Raw genomic sequence first — 23078 nt, forward strand, 5'->3', positions numbered from 1 at the left:
TTAGTTTGTTTTTTGTTAAAGATAAATGTTTTAAGTTCATCAAAATTTTAGCAAAATGTTAAACTTTAAAATGATTAAAGATGATAATTCAGTTCGCATTACGTTAATTTATTGTAATTTTGTTCGCATAATTTTACAATTATGATAGCATCTATGACAGGTTACGGTAAATCCGTATTGGAATTACCTGAGAAAAAAGTAACGATAGAAATCCGTTCTTTAAACAGTAAAACACTGGATTTAAACACGAGAATTCCTTCTTTTTATCGTGAAAAAGAATTAGAAATCAGAAACCTTATTTCAGAAAAAGTTCAACGTGGAAAAGTTGATTTTTCGATGTTAGTAGAGTTAAATCCTGCTGCAAGAAATCAAAATATAAATGCTGAATTAATCAAAAGTTATATGGCAGAATTTAAATCAATCACACCAAATGTGACTGATGGTGAATTATTGCCTGTAGTAATGCGCCTTCCAGACGTTATTTCGTACACGCAAGACGATTTGAGTGAAGACGAATGGAATCAAATTCGCGCAACAATTATTGATGCGATCGACGCATTAAATCAATTTAGATTAGATGAAGGAAAAGTTTTAGAGAAATATTTGACTTTAAACTTGAATAACATTCTTGAGCTTTTAACACAAGTTGTCCCTTTTGAAAAAGAACGAATTGAAACTATAAAAGAACGTTTCAATAAACGTTTAGAAGAATTAAAAGTTGATGTTGATCAAAATCGTTTCGAACAAGAATTAATTTTCTATTTGGAGAAATTTGATATCACAGAAGAAAAAGTTCGTTTGAAAAACCATTGCGAATATTTCTTAAAAGAATTAGCTGGAACTGAATCAAATGGAAAAAAACTAGGATTTATTTCGCAAGAAATTGGTCGTGAAATCAATACGTTAGGTTCTAAATCAAATCATTCTGAAATGCAAAAAATTGTTGTTCAGATGAAAGATGAATTAGAAAAAATTAAAGAACAATCGTTAAACATTTTATAATGAAAAAAGGAAAATTAATCGTCTTTTCGGCTCCATCAGGCGCAGGAAAAACAACTTTGGTTCGTTACGCTTTAGAACAATTAGATCATATCAAATTTTCTATTTCTTGTACAACTAGAGATAAACGCGAAGGTGAAACTCACGGAGAAGACTATTATTTCTTAACACCAGAAGAGTTTAAAGCAAAAATTGCAAACGACGAATTCATAGAACACGAAGAAGTTTACCGCGATAATTTTTACGGAACTTTAAAATCGGAAGTTGATCGCATTACATCTGAAGGAAATTCTGTAATTTTTGATATTGATGTTATTGGTGCATTGAATATCAAAAAATTGTACGGAGATCAATGTTTAACAGTATTTGTAAATCCTCCATCTTTGGAAATTTTGAAAGAACGTTTAATTTCTCGCAACACAGAAAGCGAAGATAAATTGAAACAACGTATTGATAAAGCAGGAATTGAAATGGAGAAAGCCAAAGAGTTTGATATCATTTTATTGAACGACGATTTAGAAACTGCAAAAGCAAAAACCTTAGAAATTATTACAGATTTTATTAAATAATAATTTTTAATCATCATGATATAAATGCCTCGAATAAATAAAATCGAGGCATTTTTGTTATCTTTAGCTTTCGAAAAAATCACTACATAAAATGGAAATAGAAAATAGTTTAGAAATTAACAACGCCAATATTCATTATGTTCACTACGAAATAAACCCAGAAAGACCAACACTTATTTTTTTACACGATTCGTTGGGTTCTACACAACTTTGGAGAGATTTCCCAAAAGAAGTTGCCGAAAAAACAAATTGTAATTTATTCATCTACGATAGAAAAGGTTATGGAAAATCGTCGCCTTTCACCATTAATCATCGCGAATTAACCTATATGCATGATGAAGCAGATTTTCTAAATGATTTGGTTCAACATTTCAACTTCAAAGACATTATTTTATTTGGACATAGCGATGGCGGATCGATTACGTTACTTTATGCCGCTAAATATAACAAAAATCTAAAAGGAATTGTTGTTGTTGGTTCGCACATTATTGTGGAAGACGTTACACTGAATGGAATTAGAGAAGCAAAAATTGCATATGCCGAAACTAATCTAAAACAACGTTTGGAGAAATATCATGGCGAAAATACCCAACAAGTTTTTGAGATGTGGACACAAACTTGGTTACGTCCAGATTTTATTGATTTTGACATTCGCGAAGAATTAAAAAATATCGAATGTCCGACTTTAGTTATTCAAGGAATTGATGATGAATTTGGGAGTTTAGAACAAGTTGATGGAATTATAAATAATGTAAAAGGACGAAAAGAAAGTTTTATCGTTCCTGATGCAAAACATACACCATATAAAGAAAATAGAACGCCGACTTTAGCTAAAACTATTGAGTTTATTTATTCGTTGTAACGAATAAATAAACCTAAAAATCACTATTTTATTCAATTTTTCTTCTTCGTTTTATCCATTTATATACTTCGAACCAAAGTACAGAAAGCATTGCTACAAGCATCGTGATCCCTAATTCATTTAGATTTAATGAAGTCACTTTAAAAAACAAAGAAATTGGTTGTATATATAATATAGCGAAGAGTATTACTAATGTCAAAACTGTCACATAGACCATTAAATTATTTTTATTTCGAAAACTTGACCATAAACTATAATAAAATGAGCGATTGGTTAAACTCAACCAAACATTCGAGAAAATTAACGTTGTAAAAACCATTGCACGTGTTTTCTCTTCATTTCCTCCAAGTTGATAAGTATATTGATATACAAACAACAATCCTAATGTGATTATAATTCCTTGAATAATACTTGTTGAAAGCTCTTTCCAATTCAAGAAAGTTTCGGTCATTGGACGAGGTTTTCTTTTCATCGAATCTTTTTCCAATGGTTCATTTTCATACACAATAGAACAGGTTGGTCCCATAACCAATTCTAAGAAAATAACGTGAACTGGCGTAAAAATTTGTGGAAAAGCCCAACCTAAAAATAATGGAAGCGAAACAATTAAAATAATCGGAATATGGATAGAGATAATATATTGAACAGCTTTTTTGAGATTCGTATAAATACGTCTTCCTGCCGCAATTCCAACAACTAATTTACCTAAATCATCATTCGTCAAAATCAATTGTGCAGCTTGTTTCGCTATTTCTGTTCCCTTTTCACCCATTGCCACTCCGATATGAGCCGCTTTCAAGGCTGGTCCATCATTAACGCCATCACCCAACATTGCCACAACATCTCCATCTTCTTTCAACGCTTTTACTACAGCCAATTTCGCTTCGGGAAACATACGTGCAAATAAGACTTTTTCGTCGGCTGCTTTTAATAATTCTTTTTCAGAAAGTTGTGTAATTTCACTTCCTGTAATACTATCTTCAGCATGAATAATTCCTGCCTGATTCGCAATACTCATCGTAGTTTCGGCATTATCGCCTGTAATTACTTTTACTTTTATTCCGGCATTATATATTTTCTCGAAAACCTCATTTATTCCCTTTTTAGGCGGATCATAAAAGACAACAAAACCTAACAATTCAAAAGGTAAATCTTGTTGTTGTTTTGGAAAATCGTTTGAATTAAAAGTAGATTTTGCAACACCCAAAAGTCGGAAACCTTTTGTTCCAAAATCGCGAATAACGTTTCGTAAATGATCTTTTTGTTGATCAGAAAGATTCGAAACTTGTAAAATAGCTTCTGGAGCACCTTTTGCCGCAATTATTCGTTGATTATCTTTATTTTTAAAACAATGCGTCATCATCGGAGGTTTTCCAGATAAAGGATATTCGAAAAACATTTGATATTGATTGCGCTCATCAACCTGTGTTTGTTCGTAAACTCGGTGCAACGTTTTTTCCATTGGATCGAATGGAACAGGTTCACTACTCCACATCGCATATTGTATAATCTTAGAAATTTCGACATCATTGAATTGAATTTCATCAAAAACCGTAGACATTTTTGCATCATAAATCGCTTTCAATTTCATCGAATTTTCGGTAATTGTGCCTGTTTTATCACTACAAATAACAGTTGTGCTTCCTAAAGTTTCGACAACGCTACTCTTTTTTACAATAATTCCTTCGCGTAATAATTTCCATGAACCCAATGCCATAAATGTAGTAAATGCAACTGGTATTTCTTCGGGTAAAATAGACATTGCCAAAGTCAAACCGTTTAATAAACTACTTACAATGTCTTTTGTTTGAAAATAATTGAATCCGCAAACCATTGCAAAAACAATAATTCCAATGATTGCCATTCCTTTCACAAATTTTTCTATCTGCAATTGCAAAGGCGATTTTTCTTCTTTTATAGATAAAATTGACGTTCCTATTTTTCCCAACTTCGTTTCTGCTCCAATGGCTGTCACTTCAAAAATAGCCAAACCAGAAACTGTCAAAGTTCCACTGTAAATTTCTGGATGATCTATATCTTTAAAAACTGACATACTTTCGCCTGTTAAAGCCGATTCATTCACCGAAAAATCATTACTATGAACAATATTTCCATCCGCATTAATCATTTTTCCTTCTTCCGTAATACACAAATCACCAATTGTAATTTCGTGTGTTGGTATCTCAACTAATCGTCCATTACGAATAACTGAACTCAAAGGTTCGTTCAACTTTTCTAACTCTTGCAGAGCTTTTTGATTACGAGAACCTTGGTAAAATGAAATTCCTGTCACAGCAACAATAGCCACAAACATAAATGCAGCTTCGCCCAAATCACCAACCAACACATAAATAATTGATACAGCAATCAAAATTAGCGTCATTGGTTCTTTTAGAATATCAAATAATAAACTATACCAAGCAGAATTCTGTTCACCCTTTATAGCATTATCTCCGTATTGTTGTTGAGCTTTTTTGACTTCAGAATCAGATAACCCTTTTAAATTTTCAGGAATTTTTATAGACATTATTTCAATCGATTAGTGTTTACTAAAGTTACAGCTAAATCCAATTAAAAAATAGTTTAATACTTGATTATATCCTATTTAGATTTGATTTCAATTAAAACAAAAAAATCATTTCTTTCGAAATGATTTTTGCTCTATTATTAAGGAATTAATTTTCGAATGCATCGCAGTTTATGCGAATATTTTTGAGAATCGGTATTGAAAATTCCATTTGTATCGATTGGATCAATTCTAACTTTTCCGTGTGCGTGCAAAATTTTTCCATTGCCACACATAATTCCGACATGAATAATTAGACCTTCTGCATTATCAAAAAAAGCTAAATCACCTGGTTCTGCTTCTTCTACAAAACTCAAAACTTCACCCATTTCCGCTTGTTGATAAGCATCTCTTGGAATTTTATAGCCACCTATTTTGTACACTTGTTGCGTTAAACCAGAACAATCAATACCGAACGAAGATTTTCCTCCCCACAAATATGGTACATTTAGATAGGCTTTTGCAATTTCTACCAATTGATCTTTTGATTTTTTACCAGACGTATATACCCCAAAATATTCAAAACATTTTGGACCAATTTTGATTTTACTTTCATTCAAAGTACGAACCTCAGCTCCAATTGTCAACGTCATTGGCAAGCCATTTTCCATCGCATGATTATACGGATTAATTGCAAATTTCTCGATCGAATCTTTATTATATTCTTCTTCCGAAATTTCTACAATTTGTTTTGGATCTAGCCAACCTTCGTAACCATCAAAAGCTAACTGAACTTTAGTCCATTTTTCTAATTCTTCTAAAATAATCAACTTTTCTCCAAACAAAACCTGACTCACCATTTCTGATGAATCTCTTGCTTCGTAGCGCAATGGCGCAACACTTACTTGACAAATGGCGTACTTCATTATTTTTTTCGAATTAACGTAATTCCATCACGAATTGGTAAAATGATCGATTCGACACGTTCATCTTTCGTTACCATCTCATTAAATTCTTTCAAGATTTTTGTCGAAGGATCTTTTTTATCTTCCTCCTCCATCATCACTTTTCCGTACCACAACACATTGTCAACTAACATTGCTCCTCCGGGACGAAGAAGTTCCAAAACCTTCTCGAAATAATAAGGGTAACTCTCTTTATCGGCATCAATAAAAGCTAAATCTACAGAATCTTTTTCAATTGTGTTCAATTCTTCACGCGCATCATTGATTCTGAAATCAATTTTTGAGGCAAATTCTGATTCATCAAAATACTTTCTGCAAAGATATTCTAACTCATCATTTTTATCTATCGTTATGATTTTTCCATCAGTAGTTAAACCTTCTGCCAAACACAATGTTGCGTAACCTGTAAAAGTTCCTAACTCTAAAATAGTTTTAGGCGCTAAAATCTTCGACAAAATGCTTAACAAACGACCTTGATATTCGCCCGAAATCATGTGGGGCTGCGTTGTACATTGATAGGTTTCAACACGTAATCGGCTCAAGATTTCAGGTTCTTGATCCACATGATGATCTAAATACGATTCTAAAACTGGTGAAATTTTTATCATACCTTTAAAAAGTCAACAAAATTACAAAAAATGCATTGAATATCGGCTATATAAAGGAAATTTAGAAGAGAAAATTTATCCAAAATAATCAAACCAAAAAAGCATTACTTTTTGGGTAATGCTTTTTGTTTTGAAAATTATTCTGATAAACTTAGGCTAAATCTTAACCTCAGCCTTACTTTAAATTTTTCCTTTCTGAATAACAGTTACAACATCTGGATCTAATAATGTTGATGTATCGCCAAAATCAGTTTCGTTGCTTGCTATTTTTCTTAAAATACGACGCATAATTTTTCCGCTTCGCGTTTTTGGTAAACCTGAAACAAACTGTATTTTATCTGGCTTTGCAATTGCTCCAATTAATTTAGAAACTCCATTTTTTATTTCTGCTTCAAGTTCTGGTGAACCTTGTACTCCATCTTGCAAAATCACATAAGCATACAATGCATTTCCTTTGATATCATGAGGATAACCAACAACCGCGCTTTCTGCTACAGCTTCGTGTTCATTTATCGCATTTTCTATTGGTGCAGTTCCTAAATTGTGTCCAGAAACAATCACTACATCATCTACACGTCCTGTAATTCGATAATTTTCCATTACATCACGATACGCTCCATCTCCTGTAAAATAATATCCCGGAAATGTTGAAAAATAGGTTTCTACATAGCGTTTATGATTACCATAAATAGTACGAGCCATAGATGGCCAAGGAAATTTAATTGCTAAACGTCCTTCTGCTTTTTCATTTACTGCTTCTACTTCTTTTCCATGTTCATCCATTAAAACTGGCTGAATTCCTGGAAGCGGTAATGTTGCAAACGTTGGACGAAGCGGCGTAATTCCTGCTAATGGCGAAATCAAAATAGATCCCGTTTCTGTTTGCCACCATGTATCTACAATTGGACAATTTCCTTTTCCAATATAATCATTAAACCAGTGCCAAGCTTCCTCGTTAATTGGTTCACCAACTGATCCTAAAACTTTAAGACTTGATAAATCATATTTCTCGACATAATCTAAGGATTCACGAGCTAACGAACGAATTGCTGTTGGAGCTGTATAGAAATGTGTCACTTTTAATTTTTCGACAATTTCCCAAAAACGTCCAAAATCAGGAAAACTTGGAATTCCTTCGAACATTACTGAAGTTGCTCCACAAGCCAAAGGTCCATAAATAATGTAACTATGTCCTGTAATCCAACCGATATCTGCTGTACACCAATAAATATCGTTGTGCTCCATTTGAAAAATATTATCGAACGAATAAGCCGTTTCCACCATATATCCACCACATGTATGCACCATTCCTTTTGGTTTTCCTGTAGAACCAGAAGTATACAAAATAAACAAAGGATCTTCGGCATCCATAATTTCCGCAGGACAATTATCGTCTACCTTATGCATTTCATCAATCCAAAATTTATCACGTCCACCAACCATAGAAGTAGGCTCGATAGCACGTCGATAAACAATACACGACTGAATAGAAGCACAATCTTTTAAGGCTTCATCACAAATTGCTTTTAAGTTAATTGATTTCGTTCCACGAAAAACTTCGTTTGCTGTCACCAAAACCTTACATTGCGCATCGTTGATACGAGAAGCTATAGCAGCAGAAGAAAATCCTGCAAAAACAATAGAATGTACCGCGCCAATACGAGCACAAGCTAACATCGCGATGGCTAATTCTGGAATCATTGGCATATAAATACACACACGATCTCCTTTTTGTACGCCATTATTTTTTAAGACATTCGCAAATTGGCAAACTTTTGAATGCAATTGACGATATGTAATAATTCGAGATTCTTCTAAAGGATTATTTGGTTCCCAAATTAAAGCTGTTTTGTTTCCATTTTTTTCCAAATGACGATCCAAAACATTTTCGGTAATATTTAGTTGTCCACCTTGAAACCATTTAAAATCTGCTTGTTCAAAATTATATTCAAGTGTTTTGTCCCATTTCTTTTGCCAAACGAAGTTTCCAGCAATTTTATCCCAAAATTTTTCAGGCTCCTCGACACTTTTTTTATACGCTTTCTTATATTCAGAAAACGAATTGATTCTAAAATTGTTAATCATTTTAATTTTAATTGTGGTTTTGAATACTAAATATAAAAAAAGCGAATCAATTTATCAAATTAACTCGCCTATATTTTACAAATGAATAAAAACTATTCTATTTTTCTTTATACGGACTTGCATTGTAATATGCTAAAGCAGTTGGTAAGGCTTCCTTTATTTTAGCCATACGCGTCGCATCCGAAGGGTGAGTACTCAAGAATTCTGAAACTCCTGCATTTCCACTTTTCGCCGCCATACGTTCCCAAAAAGGAATTGCTTGAGAAGGATCATAACCCGCCATCGCCATTAAATACAATCCTGTAACATCAGCATCTAATTCCATTTTACGAGAATAGTTTAGTAAACCAACTTGTGCACCTACAGGATATAATTGTTCAAAAACTTTTGCATATTCTGCATTTCCAATGGATCCACCAACTATTTGTCCTAAACCTTGTGCGGCCATTTGCTGAGAAGCTTGCTCCGCACTATGACCAGCCAAAGCGTGACCAATTTCGTGACCTAAAACAACAGCCAATCCAGTTGCATCTTTGGTAACAGGTAAAATACCTGAATAAACCGCAACTTTACCTCCAGGCATACACCATGCATTTACTTCGTTTGCATTTAACAACGTAAATTGCCATTGATAACCTTGTAATTGAGAAGATATTCCCTTTTCTTGATAATATTTTTCAGCGGCATATTTTAAACGTTCCCCTACTGTTTGCACCATTTTAGCATCGGCAGTACCTGTAATTACTTTCCCTTGTTTAAGAACCTGAGAATATTGATTGTAAGCTGTCGGAAATAAATCTGCATTAGAAACTAATGACAACGATTTACGTCCGGTAACAGGGTTTGTAGCACAAGAAGCTAATACTAAAGCTCCTGCTACAGTTAAAATTATTTTCTTCATATTTTTAAGTTTATTTACCAAGTTTCTTTTTGATTTCGTTCAATTTCATCAATGCTTCAACAGGTGTTAACGTATTGATATCTGTGTTCAGAATTTCTTCTCTTATAGAATCTAAAATTGGATCATCTAACTGAAAGAAACTTAATTGCATATTATCTTGCGTTATTTTCTCCGTTTTATTCGAGATTCCTTCATCTGTTTTCGTTGCTTCCAAAATTTTCAACACATCATTTGCTCTGTCCACCACTCGTTTTGGCATCCCAGCCATTTTAGCAACATGTATACCAAAACTGTGCTCACTTCCTCCTGGAACTAATTTTCTCAAAAATAATATTGTATCTTTTGTTTCTTTGATACTAACATTAAAGTTTTTGATACGTTCCATCGATTTTGACATTTTATTCAATTCATGATAATGCGTTGCAAACAATGTTTTTGGTTTCAAGGCACTTTGATGTAAAAATTCTGCAATTGCCCATGCAATCGAAATTCCATCGTAAGTCGAAGTTCCTCGACCAATTTCATCCAATAAAATCAAACTTCGTTCCGAAATGTTATTTAAGATACTTGCTGTCTCATTCATTTCGACCATAAATGTCGATTCACCTGATGAAATATTATCTGAAGCACCAACTCGAGTAAAAACTTTATCAATGATTCCTAAATCTGCAGCTTGAGCTGGAACAAAACTTCCCATTTGCGCCATCAAAACAATCAAAGCAGTTTGACGTAAAAGCGCCGATTTACCAGACATATTTGGTCCAGTAATCATAATAATTTGCTGATGATCCGAATTTAACTCAACATTATTCGACACATATTGTTCACCAATTGGTAATTGTTGCTCAATCACAGCATGACGACCTTCTTTTATATTTAGTTCAAAACCATCATTAAGAGAAGGTTTTGTGTAATTATTTTTCTCTGCTATTTCTGCAAAAGTTGACAAAACATCCAAAAATGCAATTGCTTTTGCCGTTTGTTGAATCGGTAAAAGTTTAGTGATAATTTCTTGTAACAATTCAATAAATAATTGATTTTCTATAGCAAGAATTTTTTCTTCTGCACCAAGAATTTGTGTTTCGTACTCTTTTAATTCTTCGGTAATATAACGCTCTGCATTCACCAAAGTTTGCTTACGAATCCATTCTTCTGGCACTTTATCTTTGTGCGTATTTCGAACTTCAATATAATAACCAAACACATTATTGAATGCAATTTTCAAGGACGAAATTCCAGTTCGTTCTGTTTCGCGTTGACACATTTGATCCAAATAATCTTTTCCAGAAAACTGAATTTTTCGTAATCGATCCAATTCTTCTGAAACACCTTCTCTAATCACATTTCCTTTTACAATTTGATGCGGAGGCTCGTTAGAAAGTGTATCAAAAATCTTTTGTGTTAAATGATCAATTGGTTCGATTCGAGAAAATAAATCTGCAACTTCTTTGATATTCGATTGTTCAGCAACTTCTTTTATTTCTTCCGAAATTTTCAAACTTTGTGCTAATTGTTGTAATTGACGAGGTGTAATTTTACCTGTCGAAACTTTTCCAGCCAAACGTTCTAAATCGGTTAATTGACCTAATTTTTCTCGCAAATCGTAACGTAAATCTCCAAATTTGTAGAAGTATTCGACAATATTTTGACGACGTTGAATTGATTTCAAATCTTTCAACACCATTACCATCCAACGATTCAACAAACGTGCTCCCATCGGAGTTTTGGTATCGTCTAAAACATTTAATAACGTAACACCTTTTGGATGTGGAGAATAAACCAATTCGAGATTGCGAATCGTAAATGGATCCATCCACACAAAACTATCTTGATTAAGACGCTGAATAGATGTTAGATGCTGAATTTCGAAGTGATGTGTGTCATCCAAATAAGCTAAAATTGCACCCGCAGAAATGATTCCATCTTTTAAATCCTCAATTCCAAAACCTTTTAGATTCTTAGTTTTAAAAAGATTGGTTAATTTATCAACTGCAAAATCATATTGAAAAGCCCAATCATCCAACAAAAATTTACTTTTGACATCAGAAAAATTATATTTAACACGTTTTTGGTAAATCACTTCACTTGGTCGAAACGATTGAATAATTTTCGCTACTTGATCTTCTTGTCCTTCCGAAACCAAAAATTCTCCTGTCGAAACATCTAACAACGCAATTCCAAAAGCTTTATCACCTTGATGAACAGCCATCAAAAAGTTATTCGATTTTGACGATAAAACCTCATCTTGCAACGCAACACCAGGCGTTACCAATTCTGTAACACCACGTTTTACGATACCTTTTACCATCTTTGGATCTTCGAGCTGATCACAAATTGCAACGCGTAAACCGGCTTTCACCAATTTCGGTAAATAAGTATTCAAACTATGATGAGGAAACCCTGCCAAAGCACTATTATCAGAACCATTGGCGCGTTTTGTTAAAACTATATCTAAAATGCGAGAAGCTCGCACAGCATCTTCTCCAAATGTTTCGTAAAAATCTCCCACACGGAACAACAACATTGCATCAGGATATTTCGCCTTGATGGTGTTATATTGTTTCATTAGAGGAGTTTCCTTATTCTTTACTACTTTTGTCAAATTATTATAAATTTTGAACAGCTAAGTTAGTTAAAAACGAAGTGATGAGAAAACTAAAATTAGACGAATTAGGTCGCGTTTCTGCGGAAGAATATAAAGCTATTGAAAAACACCCGATTGTTGTGGTGTTGGATAATGTGAGAAGTATGCACAATGTTGGTGCAGTTTTTAGAACTTCGGATGCATTTTTAATTGATAAAATTTATTTGTGTGGAATTACAGCAACTCCACCTCATAAAGAAATTCATAAAACGGCCATTGGTGCAGAAAATTCTGTTGATTGGGAATATGTGAAAGATTCGAATGAATTGGTTGCTAAATTAAAAGAAGATGGTTATCAAATTGTAACGATTGAACAAACGGAAGGTTCTGTTTTGTTAAATGAATTTGAAGTTGACCAATCTCAGAAATATGCAATTGTGATGGGAAATGAGGTTGATGGTGTGCAACAATCAATCATTGATCAATGTGATACGTGTATCGAAATTCCACAATCAGGAACAAAACATTCGCTTAATGTTTCGGTTTGTACAGGAATTATTTTATGGAAATGGTATGAAAGTTTTATGAAATAGCGTTAAGCAAAAATATAAACTCCAACTTTTCATCAAGTTGGAGTTTTTTGTTATTAAAAATTCACCGAAACATTAATCCATTCTGGATCAAAATCTGCGTTATATTTTTTATAGAAATTAATTGCAGGTTCATTCCAATCCAGAACTTGCCAAACCATTCCGTGGTAATTATTCGCTTTTCCATAAACAATTAATTCATCCAATAATAATTTACCAATTCCAGAACCGCGCATTTTTTCGGTTACAATCAAATCCTCCAAATATAATCTGCGTCCTTTCCAAGTCGAATAACGATCGTAATGCAACGCAATTCCTTCCACATTTCCGTCCACTTCTGCAACCAAAGAACCCCAAACTGGTTTATCTCCAAACCCGCATTCTTCCATTTCTTCTAAGGTTACCGTTACTTCGTCTGGTGCTTTTTCGTATAAAGCTAATTCGTGAATTAACTCTAAAATTCGAGGACAATCTTCTTTTCTTGCTTCTCGTATTGTTACATTTTTCATTATTGTGTGATGTTATTTAGTTATTCGTTATTCGAGACTAGAAATTAGTTATCTAGTTTACGAAACGTAGAATTCATTATTTTTTGTCATTCTGAATATAGCTTCAGCGAAATGAAGAATCTATAGATTCCTCCATTCGTCGGAATAACAAATTCGCTAATTTTTGATGAGATACTGAAACGAGTTCAGCATGACAATTTCTCTAAATTCGAGCTTCGTATTTCTAACTTCGTACTTAAATCGTCATTCCAATTTCGATTCCTTTGATACGACGATATAATTCTGTTGCGTAATTATCAGTCATTCCCGAAACATAATCCAAAATTCCCATTACCTTTTGATACTTTGTTCCTTTCTCATATAAAAACTGAGCAGGAACTAAACGCAAGGCTTTTTTCTCAAACGTTTTGCGTTCTTTTTCATCTTTTAAAATTGGAGGAATAAATTGCGAAAGCAATTCTGACATTACATTATAACCTGCATTTTCAATTTCGAGAACAGAACGATGATTATAAATATTTTCAATCGAGAAACGTTGAATTTCGTCTAAAACTCGTTTCGTTACTTGTTCCGTTTCATTTTTAATCACATCTAATAACGCCGTTTTAAATTCTCCTTTTACAATTTGATCAAAATTATTTTGGTAAACTTCAACCGATTTTTGCGTCAATAAATTAATTGATTTTGCACGTAAATACGCTATTCGATCATTTTTATCTGAAATTGATTTCAATGTATTTTTTGTTTTATCAATTTGAGATGGATCTAAAGATTCGACTAAATTCAAGAATAATTTTCGGCATTTATCATGATCAATAATTCCTAAACGTTGCGAATCTTCGACATCAATAATCGAATAACAAATATCGTCTGCCGCCTCTACCAACCACACAAACGGATGTCGCTTGTAAATAATTGGTGAATCTTGTTCCAAAATCATATTCGTTTTTTCAGCAATTGTTCGGAAAGCTTCCTTTTGCGCCTGAAAAAATCCAAATTTCTTACGATGCAATTGATTTTTATCTTTTGCAACCGATTCACATGGATATTTTGCAATCGCAGCCAATGTTGAATACGTCAAACGTAAACCACCTTCCGATTTTCCGTTTTGTTGTTGTGTTAAAATTCGAATTGCATTTGCGTTTCCTTCAAAATTGATTAAATCAGCCCATTCTGCTTCAGTAAAATATTGTTTCAAATCAGCTTCATGACGATCAAAATAAGAAGCTATCGCATCTTCACCAGAATGTCCAAAAGCTGGATTTCCGATATCGTGGCATAAACATGCCGCTGAAATCACATCGTGAATACTATACTTATAAAACTCCTGCGACTCCTTTGTTAATTTATAATTTTCGGAAATAAACTTTCCAACCAAATTTCCCATCGAACGCCCAACAGACGAAACTTCCAACGAATGCGTCAATCGATTGTGAACAAAAACACTTCCCGGCAAAGGAAAAACTTGCGTTTTGTTCTGCAAACGACGAAAGGCAGACGAAAAAATAATACGATCATAATCGCGCTGATATTCTGATCTCGCATCCGACGTATCGTTTGTATTACTGCGTTGATTGGTGTAAATATGATTTAGAAGTTCCATAAACTGATTTAGAAAACGAATTTAACGAATAATGTCCAGTCATAAAAAAATCCGAACGGTTTCGTTCGGATTTTTGGTTTTATTTAATATAATAGTATAATACTTCAGAATCAAAAATACTTTTTTTAAGTCTTATATTTTCAACTTCATTATTCGGTATCTCAATATCTCCTAACGAAGTTTTTTGAAAATAATAATAAATCTTACCATTATTAGCTTCTAATTTTATTATCGGATCATTGTGATCATAATATTTACTCGCATTCTTAATTGGATAATTTATTGCCAAAGCTTTATCTACATTAATATAAAAGTCCTTGAAAAATATAATCGAGACAGAATAAATAAAACAAAAACATAATATAAAAATTAAAAACCTAAATGCAATAGGTATCTTTCTATAGACAAATGCTAAAATAATACTTATTAATATAGAAAAAAACACAATTATATTAGAACTAAAACTACTATTACCATACAATGGATACTTTAAATTAAAATATAATGCTCCGAAATAAAAAAAGATATTTAAGAACGCTATAATTACAACTAAAAGAATAAGTATTTTTTTATTCATATAAAAATTATTACCAACTACCAGAAGCACCTCCGCCTCCGAAGCTTCCGCCACCGAAGCCACCAAAGCCGCCTCCGCCGCTAGATGATCCACCCCAAGAACTTCCTCCTGAGCCGAAACCTCCACCACCGAAAACAGAACTTCCTGTGTTCATGATGATAATATCGTCTAACAAACTTCTTCGTCTACCGCCATTTCCGCCATTATTACCTCCTCTACCTTTCGAAATAATAATGAAAATAAAAATGAAAAATCCTATGGCAAAAATCAATGCAAACCAATCCATTTCTGGTTCTTGAGATTTTGCTTTGTCTTGTTTGTATTTTCCTGCAAAAGCTTGAAAAATAGAATTGACTCCAGCATTTATTCCGCCAGCGTAATCACCTTGTTTGAAATACGGAATAATAACATTGTCAATAATCGATTTGTTGACACTTGGTGGTAGATAAATTTGAGCTCCATAACCTGTTCTAATCGTAATCTTACGATCTTGTTCACTTAAAACAATTACAACTCCATTATCTTTTCCTTGTGTACCAACTTTCCATTTTTCACCAATATCATTTGCAAACATTTCTAACGGATAACCATCTAGAGACTTCACTGTTAATACCAAAATTTGAGTAGATGTTGAATCATCATAGGCTACTAATTTTCGTTCTAATTCATCCAACTGCATTGCATCAAAAACATGTGCATAATCTTGCACAAGTTTTTTGGGTGGATGCTTGATATTAACCAATTCTTTAGGCGTTTGCCCAAAAACGGTTAAAATAGTTAGAAAAAAAGTTAGAAAAAAGTATTTAACTGTAGCTAATTTCATCTGGTAATTCGTTTGTATCATCCTCTTGATAAGGAAAATATTTTTTAAGTGCTTTGCCTGTTTTTTTTATTCCTTCACAAAGCCCTTTTACATAATGTTCTTTTTTGAAATGCTTGATGACCTCTTCTTTTATATCATCCCAAAAATCATCTGGTGTCACTTGATCAATTCCTTTATCACCAATAATTGTAAAGTTATGATCGGTTGGTGAAACATGAAACAACACACCATTTCTATCTTTGGTTTTGTGCATTTCTAATCGTTCAAACACCTCTAAAGCTTTATCAAAATGATTGGGAGAAGATTCGAATTCAATATGAACTCGAATTTCCCCACTTGTATATTTCTCCGCTTTTTGGATGGCTTCGATTATTTTTTTTTCATCTTTTGAGGAAAGAAATTTATGTTTCTTATTTCCCATAATGATTAGAATTCTACTTTAGGAGCATTTTCAGATCCTGCAGCAGCTTTGAAATAACCTTTTTTCGTAGCACCTGTAAAACCAGCGATTAAGCTGTTAGGGAAAGTTATAATCATGTTATTGAATTTCTCTGCAGCATCGTTGTATTTTTTTCTCTCAAATAAAACTTCTTGCTCGATAGAAGATAATTCTGCTTGTAAAGAAGTAAAGTTTTGATTGAATTTAATATCCGGATATTTTTCAACAGAAACCAATAAACGGCTTAATGTAGATCCTAATTGATCTTGAGCTTGTTGAAATTTCGCAATATTTGCATCTGTTAATTGACTTGGATCATCAATTTTAATTTGATTAGAAGTCGCTTTTGCACGTGCATCAATTACAGCTGTTAACGTTTCTTTTTCCATATTCGCAGCACCTTTTACCGTGTTCACTAAATTTGGAACTAAATCTGAACGTTTTTGATATGTATTTTCTACATTCGACCATTGTTTTTGTACACCTTGGTCTGTTGTTTTAATCGTATTCGAAACTCCAATTCCCCAGAAAACGATTCCTGCAAGAACTAAAAGAATCACTCCGCCAATAAGACATCCTTTGTTTTTCATAGTATTTTTAATTTATTATTACGTAAAAATAGTGTTTTTTAAACAATTTTTTATCAAAAATAAAACCGAGCTTATTTCTAAACTCGGCTTTAATATTTTTTGGATTTTAAGCGTTTAATTTAATAATGTTTTCGCCCAACTTTCTTCAATCGGTAATAACCAATTTTGCTTAAAATCATTCAAAGAAGAAATTCCATTATTGAAAACTTTTACATTTTTGATTTCTCCTTCTTTTACTTTTTGTTTGAATGTTGGTAATTTTTCGATAAAAACTTCCTGTTCATTTTCATACGAAACTAACATTCTGTTCAATAAATCGAACGAATAATCTGCATCAATTTCGCGTACGATTTTCGTTAATTTATCGATAGAACAACCACTTGCTGTCGCTTGATTTTCGTCTACACCAACTACAATAAATTGATCATAAGGTAAATCAAAATCAGCTAAAAGTTCAGCGCCATGCGCATTCCAATCCGCTATAAAAGTATTTAGTTTAGCTGTAATAGCTTGCTTTTCTTCTGTTGAGAATTTACGATTGGCTTGAAAAATCCAAATTCTTGAATCGTCTGCTAAATTCATTTTCTCTTTGTTTAAAATTTGTGTTTCAAAGATACGGAAATTTTAGATGTTAGATGTTAGATGTTAGATGTTAGATGTTAGATGTTAGATGTTAGATGTTAGATGTTAGATGTTAGATGTTAGATGTTAGATGTTAGATGTTAGATGTTAGAAAGCTAAAATTTTTACATAAAAAAGCCATCTCAAAGAGATGGCTTTTTTATATTATTTTTATAAATTCGATTATAAATCTTTCGCTTCCATAATCAATTCAGCTAAGTCTTTTACCATAACCGTTGATTCTTTTTCGAAGTGTTTTACACCGTCTGTCATCATTGTATTACAAAATGGACAACCTGTTGCGATAATGTGCGGCTCTTTCTCTAAAGCCTCTTCTGTACGTTCTACATTGATGTCTTTGTTTCCTTTTTCTGGTTCTTTGAACATCTGCGCTCCACCAGCACCACAACATAATCCACGTGTTTTGCAACGTTTCATTTCGACTAATTCGGCATCTAATTTTTCGATTAATTCACGAGGCGCTTCGTACACATCGTTACCGCGACCTAAATAACAAGGATCGTGGAAAGTGATTCGTCTTCCTTTGAACGTTTCAGAACCTTCTAATTTCAATTTACCTTCGTTGATTAACTGCTGTAAATATTGAGAATGATGCAAAACTTCATACTCTCCACCTAAACTTGGATATTCATTTTTCAACGTATTGAAACAATGTGGACAAGTTGTAACGATCTTTTTCACTTCGTAAGCATTCAGAACTTCAATATTCATCATAGCTTGCATTTGGAAAACAAATTCGTTACCAGCACGCTTTGCAGGATCACCTGTACACGATTCTTCTGTTCCTAAAACGGCGAATTCTACGCCAATATTATTTAAAATTTTAACGAATGCTCGTGTTATTTTTTTAGCTCTGTCATCAAAACTTCCGGCGCAACCAACCCAAAACAAAACTTCTGGTTGTTTGCCTTCGGCCATATATTGAGCCATTGTTTTAACTGTAATATTTGACATATTTTTTTGTAGTCTTTGTGTTATTTGAATGGATTTAGTTTAATGTTTTCCATCATCAAAAACTTGAATCGAAACATTTTTTTCAACCAAATCTGTAAATTTACCATTGTATCGTGTCGCTTTTACTAAATGGTTGTCAACCCAATGATAATTTCCTCCACGAGGTTTTCCCATTAAAAGTCCATGGTATTTGAAACCATGTTTTTTCAACCAAATTTCTGTGTACTCACGATGTTCTTCTGTACGTGATGTAAAAAATGTGATAATATGTCCTTCGTCGTACCATTTGTTTAATGTTTCTAAAGCATCTGGATATAATTCTGCTGTTAGCATACGTTCTGGTTCTTCGTTTGGAATATCATCGCAAATTGTTCCATCAATGTCAATTAAATAATTTTTAACATTTTCTGGTAAAATAGGACTTACTCTTTCTCCGTTTTCAATTTTTTCCTCTAAGAAATTTTCCATGTGTGCTGTGTTTGTGTGTTATGTACAAAAATTAATAGTTCTTTGAGAATGAGTAATTGTATTTTACAATTTTAATCGTTTGCCCAATTCAATCTATCCGCATTGTTAAATTGCCAAGGAGCTCCATTGTTTTCGACATTTGTCATCATCATGTTCAACTCGTTTGGTGCAGCAGATTGTTCCATTACCAAATAACGACGTAAATCAACAATAATTGATAACGGATCGATATTTACTGGACAAGCCTGTGTACATGCATTACAAGATGTACATGCCCATAATTCTTCTGGTGAAATGTAATCGTTGACAAGCATTTTACCATCATCCACAAAACTTCCGTTTGCATCGATGTTTTTACTTACTTCTTCTAAACGATCACGAGTATCCATCATAATTTTTCGAGGAGATAATTTTTTCCCTGTCAAATTTGCTGGACATTCAGATGTACAACGCCCACACTCCGTACATGTGTAGGCATTCAATAATTGTACTCTGTTTAAATCAAAAATATCTTTTGCTCCAAATGTTTCTGGCTCTCCCTGTGGTTCGGCAGGTGCTGCGTAAGGATCTGCATTTGGATCCATCATCATTTTTACCTCATCTGTTACAGATTGTAAATTATTGAATTCTCCTTTTGGTTCTAACTTAGAAAACCATGTATTTGGAAAAGCCAAAATGATGTGTAAATGTTTTGAATAATACAAATAATTTAAGAAAAAGAAAATTCCGATGATATGAAACCACCAAGCTGCTCTTTCTATAATTGTAATAAATGTGATGTCGTTGAATTGACTAATAATTGGTGCTGTTAACCAAGAAGAAATTGGAAAAGATCCTGTTTCGATATAATGAGGTGCACCCATTTTTTGTAACACTTGATCTGCACCATTCATTGTAAATAAAGCCAACATAAATGCAACCTCCATAATTAGGATATAATTAGCATCGTCTTTTGCCCAGCCTTTCATTTCTGGTTTCCAAAAACGTCCAACTTTTACAAAGTTTCTTCTACAGAAGAAAATGATACACGAAACCATCACCAAAAAGGCTAAAATCTCGAAAAACCCTATCATTCCGTTATAGAAACCTCCTAAGAAACTTAGAATACGGTGTGTTCCGAATACACCATCGATGATAATTTCTAATACTTCGATATTGATTAAAACAAATCCTACATAAACAAAAACATGTAGAATACCAGCAAGAGGACGAACAGTCATTTTACCTTGTCCTAAAGCCACACGAGCCATCGTTTTCCACCTTTCCGCAGGATGATCGAAACGATCTATTTCTTTCCCTAATTTGATGTTACGTATAAGTTTCTTTACGTTTTGCGCAAAGAACCAAATACTTCCTATCATAATTAGAAGAAAGATTACATTTGGAATGTACTTCATCATTTTTTATTAGTTTTTTTTGAGTTTTGAGTATTTAAATTTTAGTTTTGATTTTATGGCTGAACTGGTTGCTTTTTACCAAAAACAGAGATGTTCACATAACGACTTGGGTTTTTCTTTAAGTCTGTTACCAATTCATTCATATTTTTGATTGTTGCTTCAAGTTCGTTAGCAAGCGTTTCATCTTTTGCTAATTTTCCTAAAGAACCTTTTCCATTATTCATATCTTCTAACAATGTATTTAAGTTTTTAGACGCATTTTCAAAATTCTTAATCACTTGATCTAATTCTAACGCGTTTAATTTATCCGCAGTTTTTCCAAATTTGTCAACCGTAGCTTTTGCAGAAGCCATTGTAGCACTTGCATTGTTAAGCGTTGTGTTCAATGTCTTTTCGTTTGTTTTGATCAAATTATTTGCACTATTTGATGTTGCAGTCAACGATTGCGCTGTTTTGTCGAACGAATCAATTGTATGATTCAAGTTTCTCAACATTGCTTTAATATCTTGTTGAGTTGACGGATCCAAAACATTGTTTACACTTCCTAATGTTTGATTAAAACTTAATAAAACACTATCTAACTTTGCTTGTGTTGGCGTTAATTGTTTCGTCAAACCATCTAACATTCCGCCTGCAATACGACCTTGTAAATAATCACCATCTTTTGCTACATCTGGTCCATAGTCTAATAAAAGTCTAACTTCTGGTCCAGACATAATTCCTGGTTCGTAAATTTCTGCAATTGTTTTTTTCGAAAATTGAATATCTTTTTCGACAGAAATCACGACTTCAAAATAGATAGGTTTTGCAGTATCTATAATTTTAATTTCTTTCACCTGACCAACTCTCAAACCGTTTACAGAAACAGGTTTAGAAGGAGCTAATCCGCTTACATTTTCGTATTTTACAGTAAACAAACGTCCTGATGAAAAAATATTTTGACCTTTTAAGAAATTGAATAGCATGAAAAAACCTACTAAGGTTAAGATGGTAACAACTCCTATTTTTAATTCTTTAGATAACTTCACTTGTTATGATTTTATGCAAAAATAAAATTTAATTTGTAAAGAAACATTTTATATTACGTTTACATTGGTTCTTCACCATTAAATGTAACGATAAAGGCGTTTCTAAAACCTTTGTCTTGTACTTGTTTCAATGTTTTTTGAGCAGATTCCATTGTTTTATCAGAGCCATAATAATATTTCTGAAGTCCACCTTCTTTTACTCGCAACACATTTGTCAATCCATTAAATTTTTCGTCTTTGTCTTTATATTTTTTATTTGATGTCATAAACTGAACACGATAATTTTTACCACCTTCTAATTTTTTATTCGTTTCAAATTCTACAATTTTTGCACCAGAAAATCCTTTACGTTTTACCGTTTGCAACAAATCATCTGCACGAGATTGTAAATCTGTTTCTCCGTAATAATACACGTAATTATCACCTTCCTGAATTACATCTAAATCTGTTAAACCTCTTAATTGCGGCGAAGTTGAAGAAAATTTCATTTTAGACTCCATTACCCTTACCTTCAATTTTTTTCCTTCTACAGGTTTTTCAACTTTTTTAACTGGTTTAGGTTTTTCGTCCTCGTCCTCTACTCCACTTCTACGATCATATTCTTTTTTGAATTGTTTAAAAGCTTCATAAATTGTAGTCGTCGTTTTATCTTTTCCTTCGTCTGATGCTAAAAATGTTCCTTCATCATAATTCGAAATAAATCCTAACTCTACCAAAACAGAAGGAGAAGCATTTCCTCTCAACACGTGAAAATTTGCTTGTTTAACACCTCTACTTTTTCTGAAATCACGATTTACGAAACCTTTTTCTACCAAATCTGCAAAACGAATAGATTGTTCTTTATAAGCTGCATTCATAATCTCAAAAGCGATAACCGCTTCCGGATCATTTGGATTAAATTTTTCGTAACGTTCTTGATCTTTCTCTAAAAACACAACCGAGTTTTCACGTTTAGAAACTTCATCTGTTTCGTTAGATCGTTTCAATCCCATTACAAATGTTTCTGTTCCTGTTGCGCTTTTGTTATCAGCCGAATTACAGTGAATCGAGACAAATAAATTCGCATGATTATCATTTGAAATTCGTGTACGTTCCCATAATTCTAAAAAAATATCTGTATCACGTGTTAAAACAACTTTAACATCTTTGTGATTTTTCTTAATTAACTCCGCTAATCTTTTCGAAACATCTAACGTGATATTCTTTTCATAATCAGCGACTCCCCTTGCTCCAGCATCATGTCCACCATGACCAGCATCAATAACAATTACAAAATTTTGCTTTTTTTGTGCAAATGAAAATGTAGAAAATACCATCATCATCGCAAAAAATAAATACTTTTGTATGTTAATCATTTTTAAACTCATACTATAGGTTTG

General features: G+C 33.0%; 21 protein-coding genes. 4 read left to right on the top strand and 17 right to left on the bottom strand.

Annotated elements, in window-relative coordinates:
• Positions 1 to 141 precede the first annotated feature (141 nt).
• The 3 genes from G0Q09_RS00405 to G0Q09_RS00415 all read left to right on the top strand — a co-directional run bounded on the left by G0Q09_RS00405 (position 142) and on the right by G0Q09_RS00415 (position 2430).
• Positions 142 to 1002: a YicC/YloC family endoribonuclease gene (locus G0Q09_RS00405; RefSeq protein WP_236688172.1), complete on the top strand. Its 861-nt coding sequence runs from the start codon at positions 142 to 144 to the stop codon at positions 1000 to 1002.
• On the top strand, positions 1002 to 1568 hold the full coding sequence (gene gmk, locus G0Q09_RS00410; RefSeq protein ID WP_219033616.1) for a guanylate kinase: 567 nt from the start codon (positions 1002 to 1004) through the stop codon (positions 1566 to 1568). The genes G0Q09_RS00405 and gmk overlap by 1 nt, the downstream gene beginning before the upstream one ends.
• Positions 1569 to 1659: 91 nt before the next feature.
• Positions 1660 to 2430: an alpha/beta fold hydrolase gene (locus G0Q09_RS00415; RefSeq protein WP_219033617.1), complete on the top strand. Its 771-nt coding sequence runs from the start codon at positions 1660 to 1662 to the stop codon at positions 2428 to 2430.
• 28 nt (positions 2431 to 2458) lie between these two features.
• Here the strand turns inward: G0Q09_RS00415 and G0Q09_RS00420 are convergent, their stop codons facing one another.
• The 6 genes from G0Q09_RS00420 to mutS form a co-directional block, all read right to left on the bottom strand.
• On the bottom strand, positions 2459 to 4957 hold the full coding sequence (locus tag G0Q09_RS00420) for a cation-translocating P-type ATPase (protein ID WP_219033618.1): 2499 nt from the start codon (positions 4955 to 4957) through the stop codon (positions 2459 to 2461).
• A gap of 140 nt (positions 4958 to 5097) precedes the next feature.
• On the bottom strand, positions 5098 to 5862 hold the full coding sequence (locus tag G0Q09_RS00425; RefSeq protein ID WP_219033619.1) for a C40 family peptidase: 765 nt from the start codon (positions 5860 to 5862) through the stop codon (positions 5098 to 5100).
• Positions 5862 to 6509, bottom strand: coding sequence for an O-methyltransferase (locus G0Q09_RS00430; RefSeq protein ID WP_219033620.1), 648 nt, complete (start codon positions 6507 to 6509; stop codon positions 5862 to 5864). Before G0Q09_RS00430 ends, G0Q09_RS00425 begins: the two co-directional genes overlap by 1 nt.
• A gap of 180 nt (positions 6510 to 6689) precedes the next feature.
• Positions 6690 to 8594 (bottom strand): acetate--CoA ligase, encoded by a 1905-nt coding sequence (gene acs, locus G0Q09_RS00435; protein WP_219033621.1) that lies wholly within the window; start codon positions 8592 to 8594, stop codon positions 6690 to 6692.
• A 97-nt stretch (positions 8595 to 8691) separates the two neighbouring features.
• Positions 8692 to 9495 (bottom strand): M48 family metallopeptidase, encoded by an 804-nt coding sequence (locus tag G0Q09_RS00440; RefSeq protein WP_219033622.1) that lies wholly within the window; start codon positions 9493 to 9495, stop codon positions 8692 to 8694.
• Between the two features lie 10 nt (positions 9496 to 9505).
• A complete protein-coding gene (mutS, locus tag G0Q09_RS00445; protein WP_219033623.1) occupies positions 9506 to 12061 on the bottom strand; it encodes a DNA mismatch repair protein MutS in 2556 nt (851 codons plus the stop codon).
• An 80-nt stretch (positions 12062 to 12141) separates the two neighbouring features.
• Between mutS and G0Q09_RS00450 the strand changes: the two genes are divergently transcribed.
• Positions 12142 to 12672, top strand: a complete 531-nt coding sequence (locus G0Q09_RS00450) for an RNA methyltransferase (RefSeq protein ID WP_125348748.1) — start codon at positions 12142 to 12144, stop codon at positions 12670 to 12672.
• A gap of 53 nt (positions 12673 to 12725) precedes the next feature.
• Here G0Q09_RS00450 and G0Q09_RS00455 read toward each other — a convergent pair whose 3' ends face one another.
• The 11 genes from G0Q09_RS00455 to G0Q09_RS00505 all read right to left on the bottom strand — a co-directional run bounded on the left by G0Q09_RS00455 (position 12726) and on the right by G0Q09_RS00505 (position 23054).
• Positions 12726 to 13178 (bottom strand): GNAT family N-acetyltransferase, encoded by a 453-nt coding sequence (locus G0Q09_RS00455; protein ID WP_115001464.1) that lies wholly within the window; start codon positions 13176 to 13178, stop codon positions 12726 to 12728.
• Between the two features lie 235 nt (positions 13179 to 13413).
• Entirely contained in the window at positions 13414 to 14781 is a 1368-nt protein-coding gene (locus tag G0Q09_RS00460; RefSeq protein WP_125348747.1) for a deoxyguanosinetriphosphate triphosphohydrolase, read from the bottom strand.
• 587 nt (positions 14782 to 15368) lie between these two features.
• Positions 15369 to 16181, bottom strand: a complete 813-nt coding sequence (locus G0Q09_RS00465) for a TPM domain-containing protein (protein WP_219033624.1) — start codon at positions 16179 to 16181, stop codon at positions 15369 to 15371.
• On the bottom strand, positions 16162 to 16602 hold the full coding sequence (locus G0Q09_RS00470) for a TPM domain-containing protein (RefSeq protein ID WP_219033625.1): 441 nt from the start codon (positions 16600 to 16602) through the stop codon (positions 16162 to 16164). The genes G0Q09_RS00465 and G0Q09_RS00470 overlap by 20 nt, the downstream gene beginning before the upstream one ends.
• 5 nt (positions 16603 to 16607) lie before the next feature.
• Positions 16608 to 17210: a LemA family protein gene (locus tag G0Q09_RS00475; protein WP_125348741.1), complete on the bottom strand. Its 603-nt coding sequence runs from the start codon at positions 17208 to 17210 to the stop codon at positions 16608 to 16610.
• A gap of 114 nt (positions 17211 to 17324) precedes the next feature.
• A complete protein-coding gene (locus G0Q09_RS00480) occupies positions 17325 to 17792 on the bottom strand; it encodes an ABC transporter ATPase (protein ID WP_125348739.1) in 468 nt (155 codons plus the stop codon).
• Between the two features lie 222 nt (positions 17793 to 18014).
• A complete protein-coding gene (locus G0Q09_RS00485) occupies positions 18015 to 18806 on the bottom strand; it encodes a (Fe-S)-binding protein (protein WP_038332021.1) in 792 nt (263 codons plus the stop codon).
• Positions 18807 to 18845: 39 nt separating this feature from the next.
• The gene (locus tag G0Q09_RS00490) at positions 18846 to 19274 is read right to left on the bottom strand and encodes an LNS2 domain-containing protein (RefSeq protein ID WP_125348737.1); all 429 of its coding nucleotides are present in this window, start codon (positions 19272 to 19274) and stop codon (positions 18846 to 18848) included.
• Between the two features lie 71 nt (positions 19275 to 19345).
• Complete coding sequence (locus G0Q09_RS00495) at positions 19346 to 20671, bottom strand: 4Fe-4S dicluster domain-containing protein (protein WP_185144083.1); 1326 nt, start codon at positions 20669 to 20671, stop codon at positions 19346 to 19348.
• A 53-nt stretch (positions 20672 to 20724) separates the two neighbouring features.
• Positions 20725 to 21699: an MlaD family protein gene (locus tag G0Q09_RS00500; protein ID WP_038332017.1), complete on the bottom strand. Its 975-nt coding sequence runs from the start codon at positions 21697 to 21699 to the stop codon at positions 20725 to 20727.
• 59 nt (positions 21700 to 21758) lie between these two features.
• Entirely contained in the window at positions 21759 to 23054 is a 1296-nt protein-coding gene (locus G0Q09_RS00505) for an N-acetylmuramoyl-L-alanine amidase family protein (RefSeq protein WP_257467976.1), read from the bottom strand.
• Positions 23055 to 23078 lie beyond the last annotated feature (24 nt).

Origin of the sequence: Empedobacter falsenii (assembly GCF_019308355.1) — a bacterium.
GTDB classification, from domain to species: Bacteria; Bacteroidota; Bacteroidia; order Flavobacteriales; family Weeksellaceae; genus Empedobacter; species Empedobacter falsenii_B.

Coding starts and splice junctions, on each gene's coding strand:
- G0Q09_RS00405 (WP_236688172.1), top strand. CDS start 142: ATGATAGCATCTATGACAGGTTACGGTAAATCCGTATTGGAATTACCT.
- gmk (WP_219033616.1), top strand. CDS start 1,002: ATGAAAAAAGGAAAATTAATCGTCTTTTCGGCTCCATCAGGCGCAGGA.
- G0Q09_RS00415 (WP_219033617.1), top strand. CDS start 1,660: ATGGAAATAGAAAATAGTTTAGAAATTAACAACGCCAATATTCATTAT.
- G0Q09_RS00420 (WP_219033618.1), bottom strand. CDS start 4,957: ATGTCTATAAAAATTCCTGAAAATTTAAAAGGGTTATCTGATTCTGAA.
- G0Q09_RS00425 (WP_219033619.1), bottom strand. CDS start 5,862: ATGAAGTACGCCATTTGTCAAGTAAGTGTTGCGCCATTGCGCTACGAA.
- G0Q09_RS00430 (WP_219033620.1), bottom strand. CDS start 6,509: ATGATAAAAATTTCACCAGTTTTAGAATCGTATTTAGATCATCATGTG.
- acs (WP_219033621.1), bottom strand. CDS start 8,594: ATGATTAACAATTTTAGAATCAATTCGTTTTCTGAATATAAGAAAGCG.
- G0Q09_RS00440 (WP_219033622.1), bottom strand. CDS start 9,495: ATGAAGAAAATAATTTTAACTGTAGCAGGAGCTTTAGTATTAGCTTCT.
- mutS (WP_219033623.1), bottom strand. CDS start 12,061: ATGAAACAATATAACACCATCAAGGCGAAATATCCTGATGCAATGTTG.
- G0Q09_RS00450 (WP_125348748.1), top strand. CDS start 12,142: ATGAGAAAACTAAAATTAGACGAATTAGGTCGCGTTTCTGCGGAAGAA.
- G0Q09_RS00455 (WP_115001464.1), bottom strand. CDS start 13,178: ATGAAAAATGTAACAATACGAGAAGCAAGAAAAGAAGATTGTCCTCGA.
- G0Q09_RS00460 (WP_125348747.1), bottom strand. CDS start 14,781: ATGGAACTTCTAAATCATATTTACACCAATCAACGCAGTAATACAAAC.
- G0Q09_RS00465 (WP_219033624.1), bottom strand. CDS start 16,181: ATGAAATTAGCTACAGTTAAATACTTTTTTCTAACTTTTTTTCTAACT.
- G0Q09_RS00470 (WP_219033625.1), bottom strand. CDS start 16,602: ATGGGAAATAAGAAACATAAATTTCTTTCCTCAAAAGATGAAAAAAAA.
- G0Q09_RS00475 (WP_125348741.1), bottom strand. CDS start 17,210: ATGAAAAACAAAGGATGTCTTATTGGCGGAGTGATTCTTTTAGTTCTT.
- G0Q09_RS00480 (WP_125348739.1), bottom strand. CDS start 17,792: ATGAATTTAGCAGACGATTCAAGAATTTGGATTTTTCAAGCCAATCGT.
- G0Q09_RS00485 (WP_038332021.1), bottom strand. CDS start 18,806: ATGTCAAATATTACAGTTAAAACAATGGCTCAATATATGGCCGAAGGC.
- G0Q09_RS00490 (WP_125348737.1), bottom strand. CDS start 19,274: ATGGAAAATTTCTTAGAGGAAAAAATTGAAAACGGAGAAAGAGTAAGT.
- G0Q09_RS00495 (WP_185144083.1), bottom strand. CDS start 20,671: ATGAAGTACATTCCAAATGTAATCTTTCTTCTAATTATGATAGGAAGT.
- G0Q09_RS00505 (WP_257467976.1), bottom strand. CDS start 23,054: ATGATTAACATACAAAAGTATTTATTTTTTGCGATGATGATGGTATTT.